The following is a 20,129-nucleotide window of genomic DNA, read 5'->3' as shown; positions in this document are numbered from 1 at the left end:
GACGGCCCTTTTTGTAGGAGCGCGCCATGCGCGCGAAGCCGCGTGACATCTGGCAACTGCCAAAGCTCCGTCAACGACACAGAATCCGAAGCCCCGCTGCGAATCCGGATTCACGCGGTTTCGCGCGCATGGCGCGCTCCTACATGACTTCGAGGTGGAGCTCGCCGTTCTGCAGGCGGGCGCTCACGCGCTCGCCGGACTGCACGTCACTGACACTGCGGACAACCTGGCCGTCTTCGCGGCGCACGATCGCGTAGCCGCGGGCCACCGTGGCCAGGGGGCTGACTGCTTCAAGCGCACGGGCAACGCCCGACAGGCGCAGGGATTCGTGCCGCAGGCGGCGCGGCACGATGGCGTGCAGGCGCGGTTGAAGCTCCTGCAGCCGCGCACCCAGCATCTCCAACTGGCGGCTGGGCGACTGCGCGCGCAGCACCCCCTGGGCGTGGCGCAGGGCTGCCTGGCGGCGCTCGTGCTGGATAGCGAAGGCCGCCTGCAGCCGACGGAGTGCCTGCAGCTTGCGCTGGCGCAGCGCATCCAGGCGGGCCTGCGGACGCAGGGCGTGCAGGCGCAGGGCGGCACGGTCCGCCTGTTGCGCGGCCTGGCGCAGCTGGTGCGTGCCAAGAGTGACCAGGCGCCGGTGCTGGGCGCGCAGGCCGGCCAGCAGATCGGTGCGGTCGGGCACCAGCAGTTCGGCCGCCGCCGAAGGAGTGGGGGCTCTCAGGTCGGCAGCGAACTCGGCCAGGCTGAAGTCGGTTTCGTGGCCGATCGCCGCCACTACCGGGACCGGAGATGCGGCCACCGCGCGGGCCAGGGCTTCATCGTTGAACGCCCACAGGTCTTCCAGCGAGCCGCCACCGCGGGTCAGCAGCAGGGCGTCATAACGGCCGCTGGCGCCGGCGCGCTGCAGCATGCTTGTGACCTGCGCGGCGGCGCCTTCCCCCTGTACGGGCACGGGCAACACATCGACTTCCAGCAGCGGGAAGCGCCGACCGATGACGCTGAGCACGTCGCGCACCGCAGCGCCGCTGGGGGAGGTGATCACCGCCAGCCGCTGTACGAGCGCGGGCAGGGGGCGCTTGCGCTCCGGGTCGAACAGGCCTTCGGCCTGCAGCCTGGCCTTCAGCTCTTCGAACGCGCGCCTCAGCGCGCCCTCACCGGCTTCCTCCAGCGAGTCGATCACCAGCTGGTAGTCGCCCCGGGCCTCGTACAGCGTCAGCCGCCCGCGGGCCAGCACCTTGAGTCCTTCCCGCGGCTGGAACTTCAGCCACGTGCTCTTGGGCCGAAACATCGCGCAGCGCACCTGCGCGCGCGCATCCTTGAGGGTGAAATACAGGTGCCCCGAAGCCGGCCGCGCCACGTTGCCCAGCTCGCCTTCCACCAGCACCAGCGGGAAGGTGTCTTCCAGCAGGCTGCGCGCGAGGGTGTTGAGCTGTGAAGGGGTAAGGATTTCGCCGGTGACCGCATCATTCATCCGCACAGGATATCGCGCCGGTCGGGGCAGGGGCCCGGCCGCTTGCTGCCTTCCCTACAATGCCGACACAGCCAATCCGGGAAGACCATGCATGAAACGTATCGCGCCAGCCCTGAAGTGCAGCCTGATCGCCCTGGCTATCACCGCCTGCAGCCCAGCTCCCCAGGCGGTCGAAGAAGATGCGGGGACCTCCGTGGAAACGACTGCCAGGGTGCAATCGCAGGAAATCTCGATCCAGGAGCCCTGGGTGCGGCAGCCGCCTCCGTCCGCCCGGGTCGCCGCGGGCTACATGCGCATCGACAATCCCGGTGCAGAAGCCGACCGGCTGCTGGCAGTGGAAACGCAAGCAGCGACACGGGTTGAGATCCACGAAATGGAGGAAGTGGACGGGATCATGCGCATGCGTGAAGTGAAGGGCGGGCTGGAAGTGCCGGCCGCCGGCCATGTGGAGCTGATGCCGGGTGGCTACCACCTGATGCTGATGGAGCCGCGCGAGGGCCTGGCTGCCGGCCAGCAGCTGGAGGCGACGCTGGTGTTCGAGCGTGCAGGCGAGGTGCCGGTGGTCTTCAACGTGCGCCCGGTCGATGGGGCGGCGGAATCGCACGACCACGCCCATGGCGACGATCACGGGGACGGCCACGGCCACTAATGTGCCCGCAGGGACGGGGCCGGGCCGGTCCCGCCCGGCCGGCCACCCGGCGTCATGCGCGGTTGGGCTGCGCCCGGTAAAATGCCGCCATGTCCGCTCAGCCTGAATCCATTCCCCCCTGCCACGCCGATCCGGCGCCCGCCTACGGACCGGTGCCGCGCCGTGCCACGCGCCAGGTGCGCATTGGCAACGTCCTTGTGGGCGGCGACGCTCCGGTGGTGGTGCAGTCGATGACCAATACCGACACCGCCGATGTGGCGGGTACCGCGAAGCAGATCGCCGAACTGTGGCGCGCCGGCTCGGAGCTGGTGCGGATCACTGTGAACAATCCCGAGTCCGCGGCCGCCGTGCCGCGGATCGTGGAGCGCCTGGCCATGCAGGGGCTGGAAGTGCCGATCATTGGCGACTTCCACTACAACGGCCACCAGCTGCTGGCGGCCGAGCCGGCCTGCGCCGAGGCGCTGGCCAAGTACCGGATCAACCCCGGCAACGTCGGCTTCGGCAAGAAGCGCGACACCCAGTTTGCCCAGCTGATCGAGTTTGCGATCCGCTATGGAAAGCCGGTGCGCATCGGCGCGAACTGGGGGTCGCTGGACCAGTCGCTGGCCGCGGTGCTGATGGATGAGAACGCAAAGCGCGCCGAGCCCTGGGACGCCGGGCGGGTACTGCGCGAGGCGCTGATCCGTTCGGCACTGGACTCGGCTGAGCGGGCCGTGGAGCTGGGTCTGGCGCGCGAGAACATCGTGCTCAGCGCCAAGGTCAGCGGCGTGCAGGAGCTGATCGCGGTGTACCGCGACCTCGCAGCACGCTCGGACTTCGCCCTGCACCTGGGCCTGACCGAGGCCGGGATCGGCAGCAAGGGCATCGTCGCTTCCAGCGCGGCGCTGGCGGTGCTGATGCAGGAAGGCATCGGCGACACCATCCGCATCTCGCTTACGCCAGAGCCGGGACAGGCCCGTACCACCGAGGTGGTGGTGGCCCAGGAGCTGCTGCAGACGCTGGGACTGCGGGCCTTCACCCCGATGGTCACCGCTTGTCCGGGCTGCGGGCGCACCACCAGCGAGTTCTTCCAGGAGCTGGCCCAGGTGGTGCAGGAGCACGTGCGGGCCAAGATGCCGGAGTGGAAGATCAGCCATCCGGGCGCGGAGAACATGACCCTGGCGGTGATGGGCTGCATTGTGAACGGGCCGGGTGAATCACGTCACGCCAATATCGGGATTTCCCTGCCGGGCACCGGGGAGGCGCCGGCCGCGCCGGTGTTCGAGGACGGCAAGAAAACCGTCACCCTGCGTGGTGAGGGCATTGCCGGGGAGTTCGTCGGCCTGATCGACAGCTACGTGGATCGCCACTACGGCACCGCGGGCACGGCGGCAACGGACTGAATCGGCGCCCATCGCGGCTCCTCGCGGCGCCGGCGTTATCGCCCGTCTGTTTGCGGTCCTATTCCGGCGGCTTGTTGGCCGCCGGCGTGGCGCCGGTCACCTGGCGCCGTTCGCGTCGGGCGATCACCGCCTCGCGGTGGGCGATGTAGCCGTTGGCGGCCAGAATGATCGCCGCGCCGGCGATGGTCCATCCATCCAGCGCCTCGGCAAACAGCAGCCAGCCGAGCAGGGCCACGATTGGCAGCTGCAGGAAGCTGATCGGCGACAGTGCGCTGACGTCGCCGATGTTCAGCGCGCGGGTCCAGAACATGTGCCCGGCAGTGCCCAGCACGCCGGCCGCGATCACCCATAGCCAGGTGATGCCCTGTGGCCCCTGCCACACCGCCAGCGCCGGCAGCAGCGACATCGGCACCCACAGGATGGTGGTCCACAGCACCACACGGTCAGCCGGCTCGCTGCGGGTGAGCTGCTTGATCTGGATTGCCACCGCGGCGCTGATGACCGCGCCGGTGACCGCCACCATGCTGCCCCAGCTGAAGCCGTCCGAGCCCGGCCGTACGATCACCAGCACGCCGATGAACCCGGCCAGCACCGCGCTCCAGCGCCGGGCGCGCACCTGCTCGCCCAGCCACAGCGCGGCGGCGATGGTCACGAACAGCGGCGAGGAGTACGACAGCGAAACCGCGTGGGCCAGCGGCAGGTTGGCGATCGCCCAGAAGCCGCACAGCATGGCCAGGGTGCCGAGCACGCAGCGGAACACGTAGCGCGGCAGCTGGGTGGTGCGCAGCAGCCCGATGCCGTGCAGCCGCAGCAGCGGCAGGGCGGCGAGCATGCCGAAGAAGGAGCGGAAAAACGCCACTTCGAACGCGTGCAGCTGTTCGGAGGCCAGTCGGATCGTCAGCACCATCAGCGCGAACAGCACCGTGCTGGAGAGCATCAGCAGGGCCGCCTGCACCGGCACCGGACGGCTCACCAGTCCGCTCCGATGATCCGCGGCTCGGGCTCCAGCATCACCCCGAAGCGTTCGTTGACCGAAGCGGCAATGCGTCGTGCCAACGCCAATAGCTGACCGCCCGTGGCATCACCGTGGTTGACCAGCACCAGGGCGTGCCGGTCGGAGACGGCTGCGTCTCCATCCCGGTGACCCTTCCAGCCGCAGGCGTCAATCAGCCAGGCGGCCGACAGCTTGCGGCTGTCCGCATCAGCACCCGGGAAAATCGGCAGCTGGGGATGCAGCTGCAGCAGCTCTTCGGCCAGTACCGCTGGCACGATCGGGTTCTTGAAGAAGCTGCCGGCATTGCCCTGCACGGCGGGATCGGGCAGCTTGCTGCGTCGGACCCGGCACACCGCCTCGGCCACCTGTGAAGCTGTGGGTGCGGTGATGCCGGCGCGGTCCAGTTCGCCGCTGATGCCGGCATAGCCCAACCGCAGGTCTGCCGTGCGCGACAGCTGGAAAGTCACCGCGGTGATCACCCAGCGTTGCGGCTCGTGCTTGAAGCGGCTGTCGCGGTAGGCGAAGCCGCATTCGGCGCCGCTCAGCTGCAGGAGGCTGCCGGTGTCGCGGTCGAAGGCTTCCACCGCATGGATGTGCTCGCCCGCTTCCACGCCGTAGGCGCCGATGTTCTGGATCGGGGCAGCCCCCACCGTGCCCGGGATCAGCGCCAGGTTCTCCAGGCCCGCCAGGCCGTGGCCGAGGGTCCAGAGCACCAAGTCGTGCCATTCCACGCCGGCCTCTGCACGGACCAGCACGGTGTCGCCATCGTCATCGGTGATGTGGATGTCCTGGCCAGTGAGGGTCAGGACCACACCGGGCGGATCAGCGGCGAAGAGCAGGTTGCTGCCGCCGCCCAGTACCAGCACCGGGCCCTCGCGCAGCGCGGCATTGGTGAACAGCTCCGGCAGGGCGGCCGCGTCCCGCACTTCCAGCAGCAGGTCGGCATGCGCCTGCACGCCAAAGGTGTTGCGGGCGCGCAGCGGTGCGCGCTCAGCCAATCGCCAGGCAGGACTCATCGATCCCTCACAGGGGTGGCAGGGGACCGCGGCTGGGCGCTTCCCGGCGCCGCCGGATTGCTTCCACGCACTCTCCGATCAGGGCAGGGCCGCGATAGACCAGGCCCGTATAGCACTGCACCAGGGTGGCGCCCGCGGCGACTTTCTGCACCGCGTCGGCGCCGGACAGGATCCCGCCCACCCCCACAAGGGGGATGGAAGACGGCAGTCGCGTGCGCAGCATGCGCAGCACGGTGGTGGACTTGGCCATCAGCGGTGCGCCGGACAGGCCCCCGCTCTGTCCGGCGTGTGGATCGTCCTTGACCTCGATCCGGGAGATGGTGGTGTTGGTGGCAATCACGCCGTCCACCTGCAGCTCGGAGAGCACGCGCGAGGCGGCTTCCACGTCATCGTCGTCCAGGTCCGGCGCCACCTTGACCAGCATGGGCACCCGCTTGCCGTGCCGGGCGCCCAGCCGCTCCTGTGCCTCGCGCAGGTGGCCGATCAGGTGCCGCAGCGCCTGTTCTTCCTGCAGCTCGCGCAGGCCCGCGGTATTGGGCGAGGAGATATTGACGGTGAGGTAGTCGGCCAGTGGGTACACCCGCTCCATGCAGTGCACATAATCCAGGTGCGCCGACTCGTTCGGCGTGTCCTTGTTCTTGCCGATGTTGATGCCCAGCAGGCCGGGCCCGCTGCGGCGCGCGCGCTCCACGTTGCGGACCAGCGCATCGACCCCGGCGTTGTTGAAGCCCAGGCGGTTGATGACCGCGCGGTGCCGGGGCAGGCGGAACATCCGCGGTTTTGGATTGCCTTCCTGCGGCTTGGGCGTCACCGTGCCGACCTCCACGGATCCAAATCCCAGCGCGAACAGGGCATCGATATGGGCGCCGTTCTTGTCGAGCCCTGCGGCCAGACCAACCGGATTGGGGAACTGCAGGCCAAAAGCCTGCACCGGCATGTCCGGGCTGCGGCGGGCAAGCAGCGGCCCTGCGCCGCAACGCCATGCCGCCTGCAGGGCTGACAGGCCAAGGCCATGGGCCTTTTCGGCATCCACGCGGAACAGCAGGGGTCTCAGAAGGGGATACATGTCAGCTGGCCATCCCGAACAGGATCGCGCTGCCCAGCAGGCCGAAAATCACCAGGATGCCGAGGGTCCAAAGGGCGATCATGAGGTAGCCCAGCACCAGGCCGGCAACGGCCATGCCGTCACCGTCAAAGCGTTCCGGAGCCCGGCGGATTTCGGCCCGGGCCAGATGTCCGGTGACAACCGCGATCACGCTGGCCAGCACGGGAATTGGAAACACCCCAAGGATGCCGCTGACCAGGCTGATGACGGCCAGGACGCTGTACTGCCGGGGCGGGACGCTCATGGGCAAGGCCCTGCATTGACAGGAAAAGGACGGCGCGCGGCCCGGAAGCCGCGCGCCGTTCGGTTACAGGTCGAACTTGATGCCCTGGGCCAGCGGCATTTCATCGGAGTAGTTGATGGTGTTGGTCTGGCGGCGCATGTAGGCACGCCATGCGTCCGAGCCGGACTCACGACCGCCACCGGTTTCCTTTTCGCCACCGAAAGCGCCACCGATCTCGGCGCCGGAAGTGCCGATGTTGACGTTGGCGATACCGCAGTCCGAGCCGGCAGCGGACAGGAACTTTTCCGCAGCCTTCAGGTTCTGGGTGAAGATCGACGACGACAGGCCCTGCGGCACGTCGTTCTGCATGTGGATGGCTTCTTCAAGGTCCTTGAACTTCATCACGTAGAGGATCGGGGCGAAGGTCTCGGTCTGGACGATTTCAGCATCAGCGGACAGGCCGGTGATGATCGTGGGCAGGACGAAGTTGCCCTTGCGGTCGGTCAACGCCTGGCCGCCGGTGGCAACCGTGCCGCCCGAAGCCTTGGCCTTCTCGATTGCGGCCAGGTAGCCCTGCACGCCTTCTGCGCTGTTGAGCGGACCCATCAGGTTGGCCGGGTCGGTCGGGTCACCGATCTTCTTTTCCACCTGCTTGTAGCCGGCGACCAGCTTCTCCAGAACATCGTCGTGGATCGACTCGTGCACGAACACGCGGCGGGTGCTGGTGCAGCGCTGGCCGGCGGTACCGACCGCGCCGAACACGATGGCCGGGATTGCCAGCTTCAGGTCGGCGCTCTCGTCGACGATCATGGCGTTGTTGCCGCCCAGCTCCAGCAGCGAACGGCCCAGGCGCTTGGCCAGGCGCTCGCCCACGGTGCGGCCTACCTTGGTGGAACCGGTGAAGCTGATCAGCGGGATGCGCTTGTCGTCAACGAACTTCTCGGCCAGCTCGGTGCCGGCGTCGTTGATCAGGAAGAAGATGTCGGGGAAGCCTGCTTCGCGCAGGGCCTCGTTGCAGATCTTCATCGAGGCGATCGCCGACAGCGGGGTCTTCGGCGAGGGCTTCCAGATGCAGATGTCGCCGCAGACGGCGGCCACGAAAGCGTTCCACGACCACACCGCGACCGGGAAGTTGAACGCGCTGATGATGCCCACCAGGCCAAGCGGGTGCCACTGCTCGTACATGCGGTGGCCCGGGCGCTCGGAGTGCATGGTCAGGCCGTAGAGCTGGCGGGACAGGCCAACGGCGAAGTCGCCGATGTCGATCATTTCCTGTACTTCGCCGTCGCCCTCCGGCTTGGACTTGCCCATTTCCAGGGCAACCAGCGAACCCAGGGCGTCCTTGTGTTCGCGCAGGGCGTTGGCACACAGGCGGATCGCTTCACCGCGGCGGGGAGCCGGGGTGGTGCGCCAGACCTGGAAGGACTCCTGGGCGCGTTTGACGATGGTCTCGTAATCCTCGGCGGTGGTTGCCTGCACCTTCGCCAGCACCTCGCCGTTGCTTGGATTGACCGGCTCGATCACGCCGGCGCCAGACGCCTGCGACCATTCACCACGGCCGAGATAGGTGCCGGATTCGGTATCAGTCAGGCCGAGGGCGGTGAGGACGGGATGGGGCATTGGACAACTCCTGGAGGGTAGAGGGTTGAAGCGGCGCGACCTGTGGGCCTGCCCCGCGCACGAGGCGGGCGGCTGCAACAGCCTTGGCGGCGACCGGATCCGTGGATTGGCGACCCCGGCACGATTCGAACGTGCGACCTTTCCCTTAGGAGGGGAACGCTCTATCCAGCTGAGCTACGGGGCCATGATCGCGCCATTTTCGCATGGAGCGGAGAGTTTCCCAACCGCGTTGGCGAACACCGTCGCAGCTGCGACCGAAGTGGCGGCAGGACGGGATGAAAGAGCGGGATGGGGCGATTCAGCAGGTGCCCGGCAACAGCAAACTGCGTGCGTGCTTGATCTGCATGGGCCGGATGCGTCCGGGTTCGAACGCAGTGGAAATGGTGGAGCGGAGGAGGATCGAACTCCCGACCTTCGCGTTGCGAACGCGACGCTCTCCCAGCTGAGCTACCGCCCCACGGATACCACATCGACGGCCGGCATTATACGGCCGGGTCGGCGGACGGCAACTGCTCCGCCATCAGCGGTGCCAGCACGGGTTCCAGCTGTTCGCGGCGCCAGCCGGACAGGGCGTCGGGCCAGCGGCCGGTCTCCAGCAGCTGCTCCAGGCGCTTGCGCGATGCCAGCACGCCATCGGGGATGCCCAGGCTTGCGCCGAGGGCCGAGACGGCCTCCTGCATCTGGCGCACGGTCTTGCGGTCCGCCTCCACCGCAGGTGGCTCGGGAGCCTCGGCTTCATCGGCCAGCGGCGTTTCCAGCGCGCTCCAGATCTGCGCGGCCAGCTTGCGCGGCGCCTTGGGGTGGGCGTCGAGGCGGCGTTGCAGCTGGTCCTGGTTCTCCGGCGGCCTGCGGGCGAGTTCGAAGGCCAGCTCGTTGTCCAGCACCCAGTTGCGCGGGCGGTCGTGGCTGCGCGCGCGGGCCTCGCGCCAACGCAGCAGGCGCAGCAGGCGGATGCGGGAAGGGCCATCCACATGCTGGGCGCCGCGGGCCGAAAGGTGTGGCCAGGGCTCCGGCTCGCTGCCGGCAGCGCTGACCTGGCGCGCGCAGTCGTCTTCGAACCAGTCGCGCCGGCCGAGCGCGTCCAGTCGCGCGGACAGCTGGTCGTACAGGCCACCGAGGTAACGCACGTCGTCGGCGGCGTATTCCAGCTGGGCGTCACTGAGTGGGCGCTTGAGCCAGTCGGAACGGGTCTGGCCCTTGGCCAGCTCCACGCCCAGCAGGTCGGCCACCAGGCGCTGGTAGCCGATGCCAGCCGCTATCCCGGTCAGCGCTGCCGCCACCTGGGTGTCGAACAGCGGCGTGGGCGCGGCGTCACATGAGTGGCTGAAGGCGACCAGGTCTTCGCCGGCGCTGTGCATGACCTTGACGATGGACTGATCCAGCAGCAGCGGGCGCAGCGCGTCCAGGATGCCCGGGGCGAGGGGGTCAAGCAGCAGGATGTCGTCGTCAATGGCAAGCTGTACCAGCGCCAGTTGCGGCCAGAACGTGCGCTCGCGGATGAATTCGGTATCCAGTCCGACGTGTTGCGGACGGCTGGCCAGACGGTTGCTGAGAACGGTGGGGTCGGTGACCCAGATCGGGTTGGATGCAGACATGGGGCGAGCCTAGCAGGTCAGCCCGGACCTGAACCGGCGCGCGGATGGATTGACGCTCTCCGCAGCGCGCCCTACCGTCGCGGTTTGACCGTTCCGATCCTGGAGGATCCGTTTGCGTATCCAGTCCCTTCTCATTGCCATGCTGATCGCGGTGCTGTGCGCCAGCTGCGGCAGGAAGTCGGACGCCGACGCACCCGTGGCGGAGGAAGCGGCGGAGGCCGTCTCGGGCAGCGTGACCATCAGCGGCGATGACAGCCAGGCAGGCAGCCTGACCTGGAAGCGTCCGCAGGTGACGCTGGACGAGGAGGGCACCGAACAGGCCCGGGAACAGGCGGGCGCGGCGTTGGAAGAGGACCGGCTGTACGACGACGGCGATGCCGCGATCCCGTTGTACCTGGCCCTGCTGGACCGCGACGCGGACAACGAGGATGCCAGGGCCGGTCTGGAGCGGGCCAGGCAGCGGCTGCTCGAGCTGGGGTCGCAGGCGCTGGGCGAGGCAGGCGACGACGCGGTGGCCCTGCGCGATGCGCGGCGCGTGGCAGCGGTGGCGCGGGGGGTGTGGCCGGACGACGGAGAGGTCGAATCCTACCTCCAGCAGGTGGACCTGGCCGAACGGCTTTGGCAGCTCAACAGCGAGGCGGAAGACCGGATTGCCGCCGGCAATTACGGGGAGTCCGGCAGCGGCGGCGCACTGGCCGTGCTGCGCGAGGTGCTGGAACTCAGTCCGGGGCAGCCGCGGGCCATGCAGAACGTGGCCGCGGTGGAGAGTGCCCTGATCCGGGACGCCGAAACGGCAGCAGACGAAGATGATTTCGACACCGCCGGAACGTGGCTGGATCGCGCCGCCACAATCCGGCCGGAAGCCAGCACGGTGCCGGATGCGCGGCAGCGGATCGAGCGCCAGCGTACGGTGCGCATCGCCCAGCTGCGTGACCAGGGCGTGTCCGTGCTGGCTGAGTTCGACGGCATTGCGAAGGCGCGCACGTTGCTGGCGGAGCTGCTGCGCATTGCCGAGCCCGGCGATCCGGCGGCGGCGGAGCTGCGCGAGCGCATTGACTTGGCGGTGCACTACGGCCTGTTCCGGCCGGGCCAGGTATTCACCGACGCCCTGGAAACCGGGGGGCGCGGGCCACGCATGGTGGTGGTGCCCCACGGTGCTTTCACCATGGGAGCTCCGGAAAGCGAGCGCGGGTCCACGGATCATGAGCGGCCGCAGCGCAATATCCGCTTCGACCGCGGTTTCGCGATGGCGGTCACCGAGGTCAGCGTGGGCGAGTTCCGACGCTTCATCAATGCCACCGGATTCCAGCCGCGGGCGGTACGGCGGGGATTTTCCATGGCATGGGACGAGCGCAGCGGCAACTTCGTGCGCAGCAGCGGGGTGGACTGGCGGTCCGGGTTCGCAGGTGGCCGGGCCGGCAGTGACATGCCGGTGATCCATGTGAGCGCGGAGGACGCCCAGGCCTATGCCGACTGGCTGTCGCAGCAGACCGGGCGCCGCTACCGGCTGCCGAGTGAGGCCGAGTTCGAATATGCGCTGCGTGTGGGCACGGGCACTGCGTTCCCCTGGGGCGATGGCGCGCCGCCTGAAGGCAGCGGCAATTTTACCGGTGACCGGGACCGCTCATCGGGTCAGCGCAGCTGGAGCAACGCCTTCAGGGGATACGATGATGGCTACTGGGGGCCCGCGCCCGTGGGCAGCTTCTCCGCCAATCCCTGGGGCCTGCACGATCTTGCCGGCAACGTCAGCGAGTGGGTGGCCGACTGCTGGCACGACAGCTATCGGCGGGCGCCGCGCGACGCCGCCCCCTGGGTCAATCCGGGCTGCCGCATGCAGGTGATCCGGGGCGGTGCTTGGGCCAGCTCGCCGGAGCAGACCCGGTCCGCCTGGCGCGCGCCAGCGGAGCGCGACACCACCAATGCGCGGATCGGCTTCAGGGTAGTGCGGGACCTTTGATTTAGCCGGCGCCCATGGGGCGTCATTGCCAGCGGAGGAGAGCTCATGGGACAGCGACGGGATGCAGGCCAGCGGCCCGCACGGCGGCGGGGCGGCGGGCTGAGGATATGGGTGCTGGTGGCCTTCATCGGCTACGGCGCCTGGTACTGGTTTTCCAACCAGAGCGTGGATCCAGTGACCGGGGAGAGCGTGCTCATCGACCGCTCGCTTTCCGCGGAGGATGAAAAATCCCTGGGTCTGCAGGCGTACGAGCAGATCCTGGCCCAGGAGCAGCCGGTTGATCCTGATGCGCCGATCTCGCGCCAGGTACGCAATATTGCCGAGCGCCTGCTTTCCAAAGTGGATGTCGTGGAAGCTGCGCTTGCCGCCGAGCACGGCCTGGAGCCCTCGCGGTTTTCCGAGTCCTTCGAGTGGGAGGTCAACGTGATCGAGTCCGAGCAGGCCAACGCGTTCTGCCTGCCGGGTGGGAAGATGGCGGTCTACACCGGCCTGGTACCGGTTGCGCAGAATGAAGACGCGTTGGCGGTGGTGATGGGCCATGAGATCGCCCACGCGCTGCTGCGCCATGGGGCGCAGCGGATGGCCCAGCAGCGCCTGAGCCAGATCGGCCAGGCAGCGGGCGCCTTCAGCGGCATGGATCCCCAGCAGCAACAGATGGTGATGGCGGCCATGGGCTACGGCTATCTGCTGCCTTATGCGCGCAAGCATGAAACCGAAGCGGATGAGGTGGGCCTGATGCTGGCGGCTGCGGCCTGTTTCGACCCGCACGAATCGGTACCGTTGTGGGAGCGTATGGGTCAGGCCAGCGGGGGCGAGGCGCCGCCCGAGTTCGCTTCCACCCATCCCAATCCCGGTACGCGCATCCAGAACCTGGAAGCGCTGTTGCCGAAGGCGCTGGAATACCGCGCCCGCTTCTGCGAAGAGGACGCGCTCCCCATGCAGGAGCGCGCCGTGCGCGCGAAGCCGCGTGACGCCAGGCCCACAACGGACGGCTAGAAGCTGATGAACAGTCCGCCGTTGACCGGCAGATTGGCGCCGGTGATGAAGCCGGCTTCATCGGCGGTGAGGAATTCCACCGCCCGCGCGATCTCTTCCGGCTGGCCGAGGCGGCCGGCCGGTACCCTGGAGACGATGTCGTCCCGCACCTGCTGCGGCATCGCCATCACCAGCGCGGTTTCGCAATACCCGGGAGACACGGAGTTCACGGTAACGCCCTTGCGTGCGCCCTCCCGGGCCATGGCCATGGTGAATCCGTGCATGCCGGCCTTGGCCGCTGAATAGTTGGCCTGGCCGAACTGCCCGGTCTGGCCATTGACCGAGCTGATGTTCACCACCCGTCCGAAGCCGCGCGCGGACATGCCTTCGATCGCGGGCTGGCACATGTTGAATACGCCGCCCAGGTTCACGTCGATCACCTGCTGCCACTGCTGGCGGTCCATCTTGCGCAGGGTCACGTCGCGGGTGATGCCGGCGCCATTGACCAGGATGTCCAGCGAGCCGTGCTCCTGTTCAACGGTCGTAACGAAGGCTGCGCAGGCATCGTGATCAGTCACGTCCAGCGCGGCAAAGCCGATGTCGAGGCCTTCCACCCGCAGGTTGAAGGCGGCAATGCGTTCCCCATCGTCCGCCAGGTCCGTTGCAATCACGGTACGGCCCGCCTGGGCCAGGGCCACGCAGATTGCGCTCCCAAGGCCGCCAATGCCGCCGGTCACGACGGCAATTCTCTTGCTCATGCAGCGGATCCTTCAGCGTTCGCGCTTGTCGCCGGGGCGCTCGCGTCCGCCGGAAGGTTTCTGGCCAAGGCTGCCGGTCAGGTTCTTCTGGAATTCCTGCCACATCTCCATGTTGCGCTCGGTGAGCTTGTTCATCATGGCCCACGGCGTCTGGTCAACCAGCCCGTCCATCTGCTTGCGCAGCTGGTGCTGCTGTTCCAGGAACGAGTGCATCGAGCGTTCCAGGTAGGTGCCCATGAATCCCTGCAGCGAGTCGCCGTAGAAACGGATGATCTGGCTGAGCAGTTCGGTGGACAGGATCGGCGTGCCGTCCTGTTCGTGCTCGGAGATGATCTGCAGCAGCACCTGGCGGGTCAGGTCGGCGCCGCTGCGGGCGTCGACCACTTCGAAATCCTCGCCATCCACGATCAGCTGGCGGACATCCTCGATGGTGATGTAACTGGAAATCTCGGTGTCATAGAGACGCCGATTGGGGTACTTCTTGATGACACGGGTGGAGCTCATTGAACAAGCACTCACAGATCCCTGTTGCCTTGCAGCATGGCGCAGCAGGACAGGCCTTGCAAGCTGCGCCAAAGGGCAACCGGCGCGCTCGCCGCAGCGCGGAAGGGCGCCTTCGGCCGGCTACCAGCCCATGTACTGGCCGCCATTGGCGGCAAGGTTGGCGCCGGTGATCCAGGATGCTTCTTCGGGCATGAAGAAGGACACCGCGTAGGCGATTTCCTCGGGCGTCCCGAGCCGCCCGGTAGGAATCTGGGCAATGATCTTCTCGCGCACTTCCTCCGGCACGGCCATCACCATGTCGGTGCCGATGTAGCCCGGGCAGACCGTGTTGACGGTAATGCCGTAACGGGCGTTTTCCTGCGCCAGCGAGATCGTGAAGCCGTGCATGCCGGCCTTGGCGGCGGCGTAGTTGGCCTGGCCGTACTGTCCCTTCTGGCCATTGATCGAGCTGATCTGCACGATCCGGCCCCATTTGCGATCGCGCATGCCATTGATCACCGGGCGGGTGACGTTGAACACCGAGCCCAGGTTGGTGTTGATCACCTCCTGCCACTGCTCGGGCACCATCTTGTGGAAGGTGCCGTCGCGGGTGATCCCGGCGTTGTTGATCAGGATGTCCACCGGCCCGAGCCTGTCCTCCACTTCTTTCACCATGGAAGCGGACTGCTCGGGGCAGGTGACATCGCCGGACACGGCGGTGATGTCGTAGCCGCCCTGCTTCATCTGTGCCAGCCAGGCCTGGGTGCGTTCCTCGTTGCGGTAATTGGTCGCCACCTTGTGGCCCGCGTCGGACAGGCGCTTGCAGATTGCGGTGCCGATACCGCCGGTACCCCCGGTTACCAATGCCACGCGCGTTGTCATGATGCTTGTCTCCGATAGGGCTGCTGGCAGGCGCGCGGGATCGCGCGTGCTCTGTCTGATTCTATGCATGGCCGATGACTTGCGTGTTGTGCGCTGCGGCGAAGCGCTCCGGATCGAATGCGAAAAGAGCATGCGGGCCACTTGATTTCCACCGCGTGCGCTCATACTTCACGACCATGTGTTGGTGGCCGGAGCCGCCAGCAGTCATTCAATCCCTGGAGCCTTCAGTCCGATGTTCAAGCGCGTCTTCCTGTTTCTTGCCACCAACCTTGCCGTGCTGGCCCTGGTCAGCGTGGTCATGGCGATTTTCGGCATCGATCCGGCGACCAATGCCGGCCTGTTGATGTTCGCCGCGATCTTCGGCTTTGGTGGGTCCTTCATCTCCCTGGCCCTGTCGAAATGGACTGCCAAGCGGTCCACCGGCGCGCAGGTGATCACCCAGCCGCGGGGCGAGATGGAGCAGTGGCTGCTGTCCACGGTGCAGCGGCAGGCCCGCGATGCCGGTATCGGTATGCCCGAGGTTGCCATCTACGACGCGCCGGAGATCAACGCCTTCGCCACCGGCGCGCGGCGCAACAGCGCGCTGGTGGCGGTGTCCACCGGCCTGCTGCGCTCGATGACCCGTGATGAAGCCGAAGCGGTGCTGGCCCACGAGGTCGCCCACGTTGCCAACGGCGACATGGTCACGATGGCGTTGCTGCAGGGGGTGCTCAATACGTTCGTGATTTTCCTGGCACGGATCGTTGGCCGGGCAATCGACAGCTATCTGAGCGGCAACCGCGACTCGGGCGGCGGCGGGATCGGCTATTTCGCGATTGTGTTCGTGCTGGACATGGTCTTTGGCCTGTTCGCCAGCATGATTGCCATGTGGTTTTCGCGGCGTCGCGAGTTCCGCGCCGATGCCGGTGGCGCCGAGCTGGCCGGGCGGGAAAAGATGATCGCCGCACTGGAGCGGCTGAACCAGACCTACGGCCAGAACACCCTGCCCAAGCAGGTGGCTGCGTTCGGCATCAGCGGCAGCGTTGGCGGCGGTCTGAAGAAACTGCTGATGAGCCATCCGCCGCTGGAAGAGCGCATTGCCACGCTGCGCAACGCTTCGGTCAAGTCGGGCATGACGATCCGCGTCTGAATCCTGCACCGTGGCCCGGAGCCGGTCCGGGCCACGGCAGTGCCGCTTCGCGGCTCTGGCGCGCTTTGCCTAATCGAATTCGTAGCTCATGTCGGGCCCGGCCTGGGCCAGGAAACTGCCCTGGGCGTAATCGATGCCGGCGGCGAACAGGATCGACATGCTCGCCGCATCCTGGATGTATTCGGCCACGGTGCGGATTCCCAGTTCGCGGGCCTTTCCGGCGATCTCGGACACCCGCTGCTGGCTCTCCTGGTTCTGTGGCAGGTCTTCGCTGAAGCTCCGGTCGAGCTTGAGCAGCTGCGGCTGCAGGTGGCTCAGCAGCTGGAATGAATCCAGCCCCGAGCCGAACTGGGTCAGTGCCAGGCGACAGTCGAACTTGCCAATGGCCGCGGCGAAGTCCTGCGCCGCCTTGAGGTGGGTGAACACCTTGGCCTCAGGCAGTTCCAGCACCAGGTATTCACCCGGCACGCCGTGCCTGGCCAGCTGTTCGCCGATATAGCGCACCAGGCTGTCGTCATGCAGGGCGGCCTGGCTGATCTTGACCAGCAGGGTGGTGGGCTTGTTGGCCTGCATGCGCTCGCCGATGCAGGCAATGGCGCGTCCCACCACGTGGTGGTCGATCTCCCACAGCAGCCCCTGCTCTTCGGCGATCTGCAGGAACTCCAGCGGTTTGACCAGCTCGCCTTCGCCGTCGTCCAGCCGCAGCAGGCTTTCGTAGACGGCCCCGGTATCCCCATGCAGGCTGATCACCGGCTGGTAGTGCAGCACGAAGCCGTTGTTGTCCAGGGCATCGCGAAGCCGCGCCACCCAGGCCTGCACGTGCTCTTCCTCGGCCCGGTCGACCGCGCCGGGATCGAAGATCTCGAAGCGGTTGCCGCCCACGTCAAGAGCGGTGCGGATACCTTCGTCCGCCTTGGCCAGCACCTGGCTGACACTGGCGATCTTTTCGCCAATCTGCACGCCGCCGATGCTGATCGTCACCACGCTTGAATGGGTGCCGATCTGGAACACGTCCGCCGCGAACCCCTCGGCAAGGCGTCGGGCCATCGCCTTGGTGGCGTCGTAATCGGCGTCGGGGATCAGGACGGCCAGGCGATGCTCGGCGTAGCGTGCCGGGATGGCGTCATCGCCCACGCAGGCCTGCAGGCGCTGTGCGAGTGCGGCCAGCATGTCGTCGGCTGCATCCAGGCCGATCTCCTGCAGCAGCCGCTGGTAGTGGTCCGGCTCGATCATCAACAGGCCGTGGCGGCCCCCGCCCTGGGCGGCGTTGGCAACCGCGTCTTCCAGTCGGCGCAGGAACGTGGGGCGGTTGAGCAGTCCGGTCACCTGGTCGCGCTTGCGCAGCTCTTCCAGCTGGCGGGCAAGCTCGGGGTCCACCTCCTCGCGGCGGAAGATCACCTGCAGGCAGGCCTCGCCTTCGTACTGGGCCGGGGTGAATTCCATCGAGGCGGGGAAGCCGTTTCCTTCGATGTCGCGCGCTTCCAGGTCATAGCGATCGGGCGGTGATTCGCCTCGGGCCAGGCGCTTGAGCAGGTCCTTGAACTCCTCCACGTGCTGGGGCGCCACCATGTCCAGCAGCGACATTCCTTCCACGTCTTCGAACGAGTCGTAGCCGAACATTTCCAGGTAGGCCGAATTGGCGCGGATGTGCATGCCTTCATGGATGTAGGCGATCGGATCGCGCGAGGAATCGATCAGCGCGTCGCAGCGGCGTTCGGTCTCCCGCACCCGGCCTTCAAGCAGCCGCAGCATGCGGCGGGCGTTGAGGTCGTTGCGCTCATCGCGCACGGCGTTCAGCAGCAACTGGTCGTTGTCGCGCAGGACGATGCGGCGCACGCCATGGGCGTGGGCGCTGATGAAGCAATCGCGGTCGATGCTGTCGGCCACGGCCAGCAGGGGGACGTCCTTGCCGCTGGCCTGGACCAGCCGGGCGACGTCTTCCAGGGTGATGGCACTGGAGGCCAGCGCTGCCAGGATCAGGTCGATCCCCTGGCCCGAGAACATGCCTTCCAGCTCTTCCAGCGAAGCGGGGCGCAGCGGACGCACGGCGATGCCGGCGTTGCGCAGCGCGCTCACGATCGCCTCGGCCTCTTCCATGCTGTCGTCGATGACCATCAGCCGAAGCGCGTTGTCTTGATGTGCCGCCATTCAACCTCCCCTAAAGTGCTCACGGGTTATGCCACGCACCCCCGGCCGAGTCCATTCAAGATGCCTCAAAGTGGGCGCTTGGACGCGTCTCCGGCGACCTCGCGCACGAGCTTTGGAACCAGATAGCCCGGCAGGCGGTGGAGCAGGGCGCGGTGCAGGGCCATGGCCGTTGCGTCAGGCACCTCGAAATGCGCCGCGCCGGCTACCCGGTCCAGCTGGTGCAGGTAGTAGGGCAGCACGCCCGCCTCAAAGCCGCGCTCGCACAGATCGGCGAGCGCCTGCTCGCTGTCGTTCACCCCGCGCAGCAGCACGGCCTGGTTGAGCAGGGTGGCGCCGGCATCGCGCAGTCGCGTCATGGCGGCATCCACGTGGGTATCGAATTCGTTGCCGTGATTGGCGTGCACCACCACGGTGGTTGGCCAGGGCAGGGCGGCCAGCCAGCCGATGAGTTCATCATCCACCCGTTCCGGCAGCACGATTGGCAGCCGGCTGTGGATGCGCAGCCGTCGCAGGTGCGGGACCGCGACCAGGGCGTCGGTCAGCTCCGCCAGCTTGGATGTGGCCAGCGACAGCGGGTCGCCGCCGGACAGGATCACCTCATCGATGCCCGGATCCGCCGCGATGGCGGCTGCCGCCTCGCGCCAGCCCCCGGCGGCGGCGGTTTCCTCGGCGTAGGGAAAGTGGCGGCGGAAGCAATAGCGGCAGTGGACCGCGCAGCTGCCGGTGGACACCAGCAGGGCGCGGCCGTTGTACTTGCGGATCAGGCCGCGACCGGCGCGGGCGGCGCCGTCGCCGACGGCGTCGATGTCAAACCCCGGGACCGGGCGCATTTCATCATCCAGGGGCAACACCTGGCGCAGCAGCGGGTCGTTCAGGTCGCCGTGGCGCATCCGGGCCACGAAGCTGCGCGGCACGCGAAGCGGGAATTGCGCCGCGGCGGCAGCGGATACCGCGCCGGCCGCCTGCTCGAGCCCGAGCAGCGCGAGCAGCTCGCGCGGGTCGCGTACTGCTTCGCGCCAGGCCTGTTGCCAGCGCCGGTGCTGCATGGATAGGGGGGCTGCAGGTATCATGAATGGTCAGTTTCCGTCCGGCCCGGAAGGTTGGGCCGGACCCCCCACATTCTAATCCGCCCGCGCGGCGGACACCGCAGGAGCAACCGATGGCCAACCACGGCATGAACGACGTCAAGAATGGGATGAAGATCCTGGTCAACGGCGAACCGGCGGTCATTACCGACACCGACTTCGTCAAGCCCGGCAAGGGCCAGGCCTTCACCCGGGTCAAGTACCGCCAGATCCGCACCGGCCGGGTGCAGGAAGTGACCATGAAGTCGACCGACACGGTGGAAGCGGCCGACGTGCTGGATACCGATATGCAGTACCTGTACAGCGACGGCGAGTACTGGCACTTCATGAATCCGGAATCCTTCGAGCAGGTGCAGGCCGATGCGACCGGCATGGGCGGCGCCGAAAAGTGGCTCAAGGGTGAGGAGGAGTGCGTGGTGACCCTGTGGAACGGCACCCCGATCCAGGTCACCCCGCCCAATTTTGTCGAACTGCAGATCGCCCAGACCGACCCCGGTGTGCGCGGTGATACCTCGGGCGGCGGCGGCAAGCCGGCCACCCTGGAGACCGGCGCCGTGGTCCGCGTGCCGCTGTTTGTGGGCCAGGATGAAGTCATCAAGGTCGATACCCGTTCCGGCGAGTACGTTTCCCGGGTGAAATGACGTGGCGGGCGCCCCT

Annotated in this window: 18 protein-coding genes and 2 tRNA genes; 6 read left to right on the top strand and 14 right to left on the bottom strand. The window is 67.4% G+C overall.

Translation table 11 applies throughout. The features are described from left to right. Window positions 1-139: 139 nt before the first annotated feature. Entirely contained in the window at window positions 140-1,471 is a 1,332-nt protein-coding gene (gene xseA, locus ACW7G2_RS03005; RefSeq protein WP_456972568.1) for an exodeoxyribonuclease VII large subunit, read from the bottom strand. A 91-nt stretch (window positions 1,472-1,562) separates the two neighbouring features. Between xseA and ACW7G2_RS03000 the strand changes: the two genes are divergently transcribed. Together ACW7G2_RS03000 and ispG are read left to right on the top strand one after the other, a co-directional pair. Further along, a complete protein-coding gene (locus ACW7G2_RS03000) occupies window positions 1,563-2,120 on the top strand; it encodes a copper chaperone PCu(A)C (RefSeq protein WP_456972566.1) in 558 nt (185 codons plus the stop codon). An 89-nt stretch (window positions 2,121-2,209) separates the two neighbouring features. Then, on the top strand, window positions 2,210-3,502 hold the full coding sequence (ispG, locus tag ACW7G2_RS02995) for a flavodoxin-dependent (E)-4-hydroxy-3-methylbut-2-enyl-diphosphate synthase (protein ID WP_456972564.1): 1,293 nt from the start codon (window positions 2,210-2,212) through the stop codon (window positions 3,500-3,502). A 58-nt stretch (window positions 3,503-3,560) separates the two neighbouring features. Here ispG and ACW7G2_RS02990 read toward each other — a convergent pair whose 3' ends face one another. The 8 genes from ACW7G2_RS02990 to rnd all read right to left on the bottom strand — a co-directional run bounded on the left by ACW7G2_RS02990 (window position 3,561) and on the right by rnd (window position 10,055). After that, window positions 3,561-4,478 (bottom strand): DMT family transporter, encoded by a 918-nt coding sequence (locus ACW7G2_RS02990; protein WP_456972841.1) that lies wholly within the window; start codon window positions 4,476-4,478, stop codon window positions 3,561-3,563. Further along, window positions 4,472-5,512: a UDP-N-acetylmuramate dehydrogenase gene (murB, locus tag ACW7G2_RS02985; protein ID WP_456972562.1), complete on the bottom strand. Its 1,041-nt coding sequence runs from the start codon at window positions 5,510-5,512 to the stop codon at window positions 4,472-4,474. Before murB ends, ACW7G2_RS02990 begins: the two co-directional genes overlap by 7 nt. A 7-nt stretch (window positions 5,513-5,519) precedes the next feature. Further along, window positions 5,520-6,578 carry a quinone-dependent dihydroorotate dehydrogenase gene (locus ACW7G2_RS02980; RefSeq protein ID WP_456972560.1) on the bottom strand — a complete coding sequence of 353 codons (1,059 nt, stop codon included), beginning with the start codon at window positions 6,576-6,578 and terminating at the stop codon, window positions 5,520-5,522. Between the two features lies 1 nt (window position 6,579). Next, complete coding sequence (locus ACW7G2_RS02975) at window positions 6,580-6,861, bottom strand: DUF4190 domain-containing protein (protein ID WP_456972558.1); 282 nt, start codon at window positions 6,859-6,861, stop codon at window positions 6,580-6,582. Between the two features lie 63 nt (window positions 6,862-6,924). Next, complete coding sequence (gene amaB, locus ACW7G2_RS02970; protein WP_456972556.1) at window positions 6,925-8,460, bottom strand: L-piperidine-6-carboxylate dehydrogenase; 1,536 nt, start codon at window positions 8,458-8,460, stop codon at window positions 6,925-6,927. Window positions 8,461-8,567: 107 nt separating this feature from the next. After that, window positions 8,568-8,644: transfer RNA gene (locus tag ACW7G2_RS02965), tRNA-Arg, on the bottom strand. Between the two features lie 197 nt (window positions 8,645-8,841). Then, window positions 8,842-8,917: transfer RNA gene (locus tag ACW7G2_RS02960), tRNA-Ala, on the bottom strand. 25 nt (window positions 8,918-8,942) lie between these two features. Beyond that, window positions 8,943-10,055, bottom strand: a complete 1,113-nt coding sequence (gene rnd, locus ACW7G2_RS02955; protein WP_456972554.1) for a ribonuclease D — start codon at window positions 10,053-10,055, stop codon at window positions 8,943-8,945. Between the two features lie 139 nt (window positions 10,056-10,194). Here rnd and ACW7G2_RS02950 point away from each other — a divergent pair, with 139 nt between their 5' ends. Both ACW7G2_RS02950 and ACW7G2_RS02945 read left to right on the top strand, forming a co-directional pair. Next, entirely contained in the window at window positions 10,195-12,012 is a 1,818-nt protein-coding gene (locus ACW7G2_RS02950; RefSeq protein WP_456972839.1) for an SUMF1/EgtB/PvdO family nonheme iron enzyme, read from the top strand. 45 nt (window positions 12,013-12,057) lie between these two features. Continuing rightward, window positions 12,058-13,008, top strand: a complete 951-nt coding sequence (locus ACW7G2_RS02945; protein ID WP_456972552.1) for a M48 family metallopeptidase — start codon at window positions 12,058-12,060, stop codon at window positions 13,006-13,008. Here the strand turns inward: ACW7G2_RS02945 and phbB (ACW7G2_RS02940) are convergent. The 3 genes from phbB (ACW7G2_RS02940) to phbB (ACW7G2_RS02930) all read right to left on the bottom strand — a co-directional run bounded on the left by phbB (ACW7G2_RS02940) (window position 13,005) and on the right by phbB (ACW7G2_RS02930) (window position 15,110). Then, entirely contained in the window at window positions 13,005-13,745 is a 741-nt protein-coding gene (gene phbB / locus ACW7G2_RS02940; protein WP_456972550.1) for an acetoacetyl-CoA reductase, read from the bottom strand. The genes ACW7G2_RS02945 and phbB (ACW7G2_RS02940) overlap by 4 nt on opposite strands. Window positions 13,746-13,757: 12 nt before the next feature. After that, a complete protein-coding gene (gene phaR, locus ACW7G2_RS02935; RefSeq protein ID WP_456972548.1) occupies window positions 13,758-14,249 on the bottom strand; it encodes a polyhydroxyalkanoate synthesis repressor PhaR in 492 nt (163 codons plus the stop codon). Between the two features lie 120 nt (window positions 14,250-14,369). Beyond that, window positions 14,370-15,110: an acetoacetyl-CoA reductase gene (phbB, locus tag ACW7G2_RS02930; RefSeq protein ID WP_456972546.1), complete on the bottom strand. Its 741-nt coding sequence runs from the start codon at window positions 15,108-15,110 to the stop codon at window positions 14,370-14,372. A gap of 232 nt (window positions 15,111-15,342) precedes the next feature. On the opposite strand from phbB (ACW7G2_RS02930), the gene htpX reads away from it, so the two are divergent. Next, window positions 15,343-16,239: a protease HtpX gene (gene htpX, locus ACW7G2_RS02925; protein WP_456972544.1), complete on the top strand. Its 897-nt coding sequence runs from the start codon at window positions 15,343-15,345 to the stop codon at window positions 16,237-16,239. A 69-nt stretch (window positions 16,240-16,308) separates the two neighbouring features. Here the strand turns inward: htpX and ACW7G2_RS02920 are convergent, their stop codons facing one another. Then, window positions 16,309-18,387, bottom strand: a complete 2,079-nt coding sequence (locus tag ACW7G2_RS02920; RefSeq protein ID WP_456972542.1) for an EAL domain-containing protein — start codon at window positions 18,385-18,387, stop codon at window positions 16,309-16,311. Between the two features lie 65 nt (window positions 18,388-18,452). Further along, window positions 18,453-19,457: an EF-P beta-lysylation protein EpmB gene (gene epmB / locus ACW7G2_RS02915; RefSeq protein WP_456972540.1), complete on the bottom strand. Its 1,005-nt coding sequence runs from the start codon at window positions 19,455-19,457 to the stop codon at window positions 18,453-18,455. A gap of 89 nt (window positions 19,458-19,546) precedes the next feature. Between epmB and efp the strand changes: the two genes are divergently transcribed. Continuing rightward, window positions 19,547-20,113 carry an elongation factor P gene (gene efp, locus ACW7G2_RS02910; protein WP_456972538.1) on the top strand — a complete coding sequence of 189 codons (567 nt, stop codon included), beginning with the start codon at window positions 19,547-19,549 and terminating at the stop codon, window positions 20,111-20,113. Window positions 20,114-20,129: the final 16 nt, after the last annotated feature.

The sequence above is a fragment of the Luteimonas sp. A277 genome (assembly GCF_054052045.1).
This window is presented reverse-complemented; position numbering and strand designations above follow the sequence as displayed.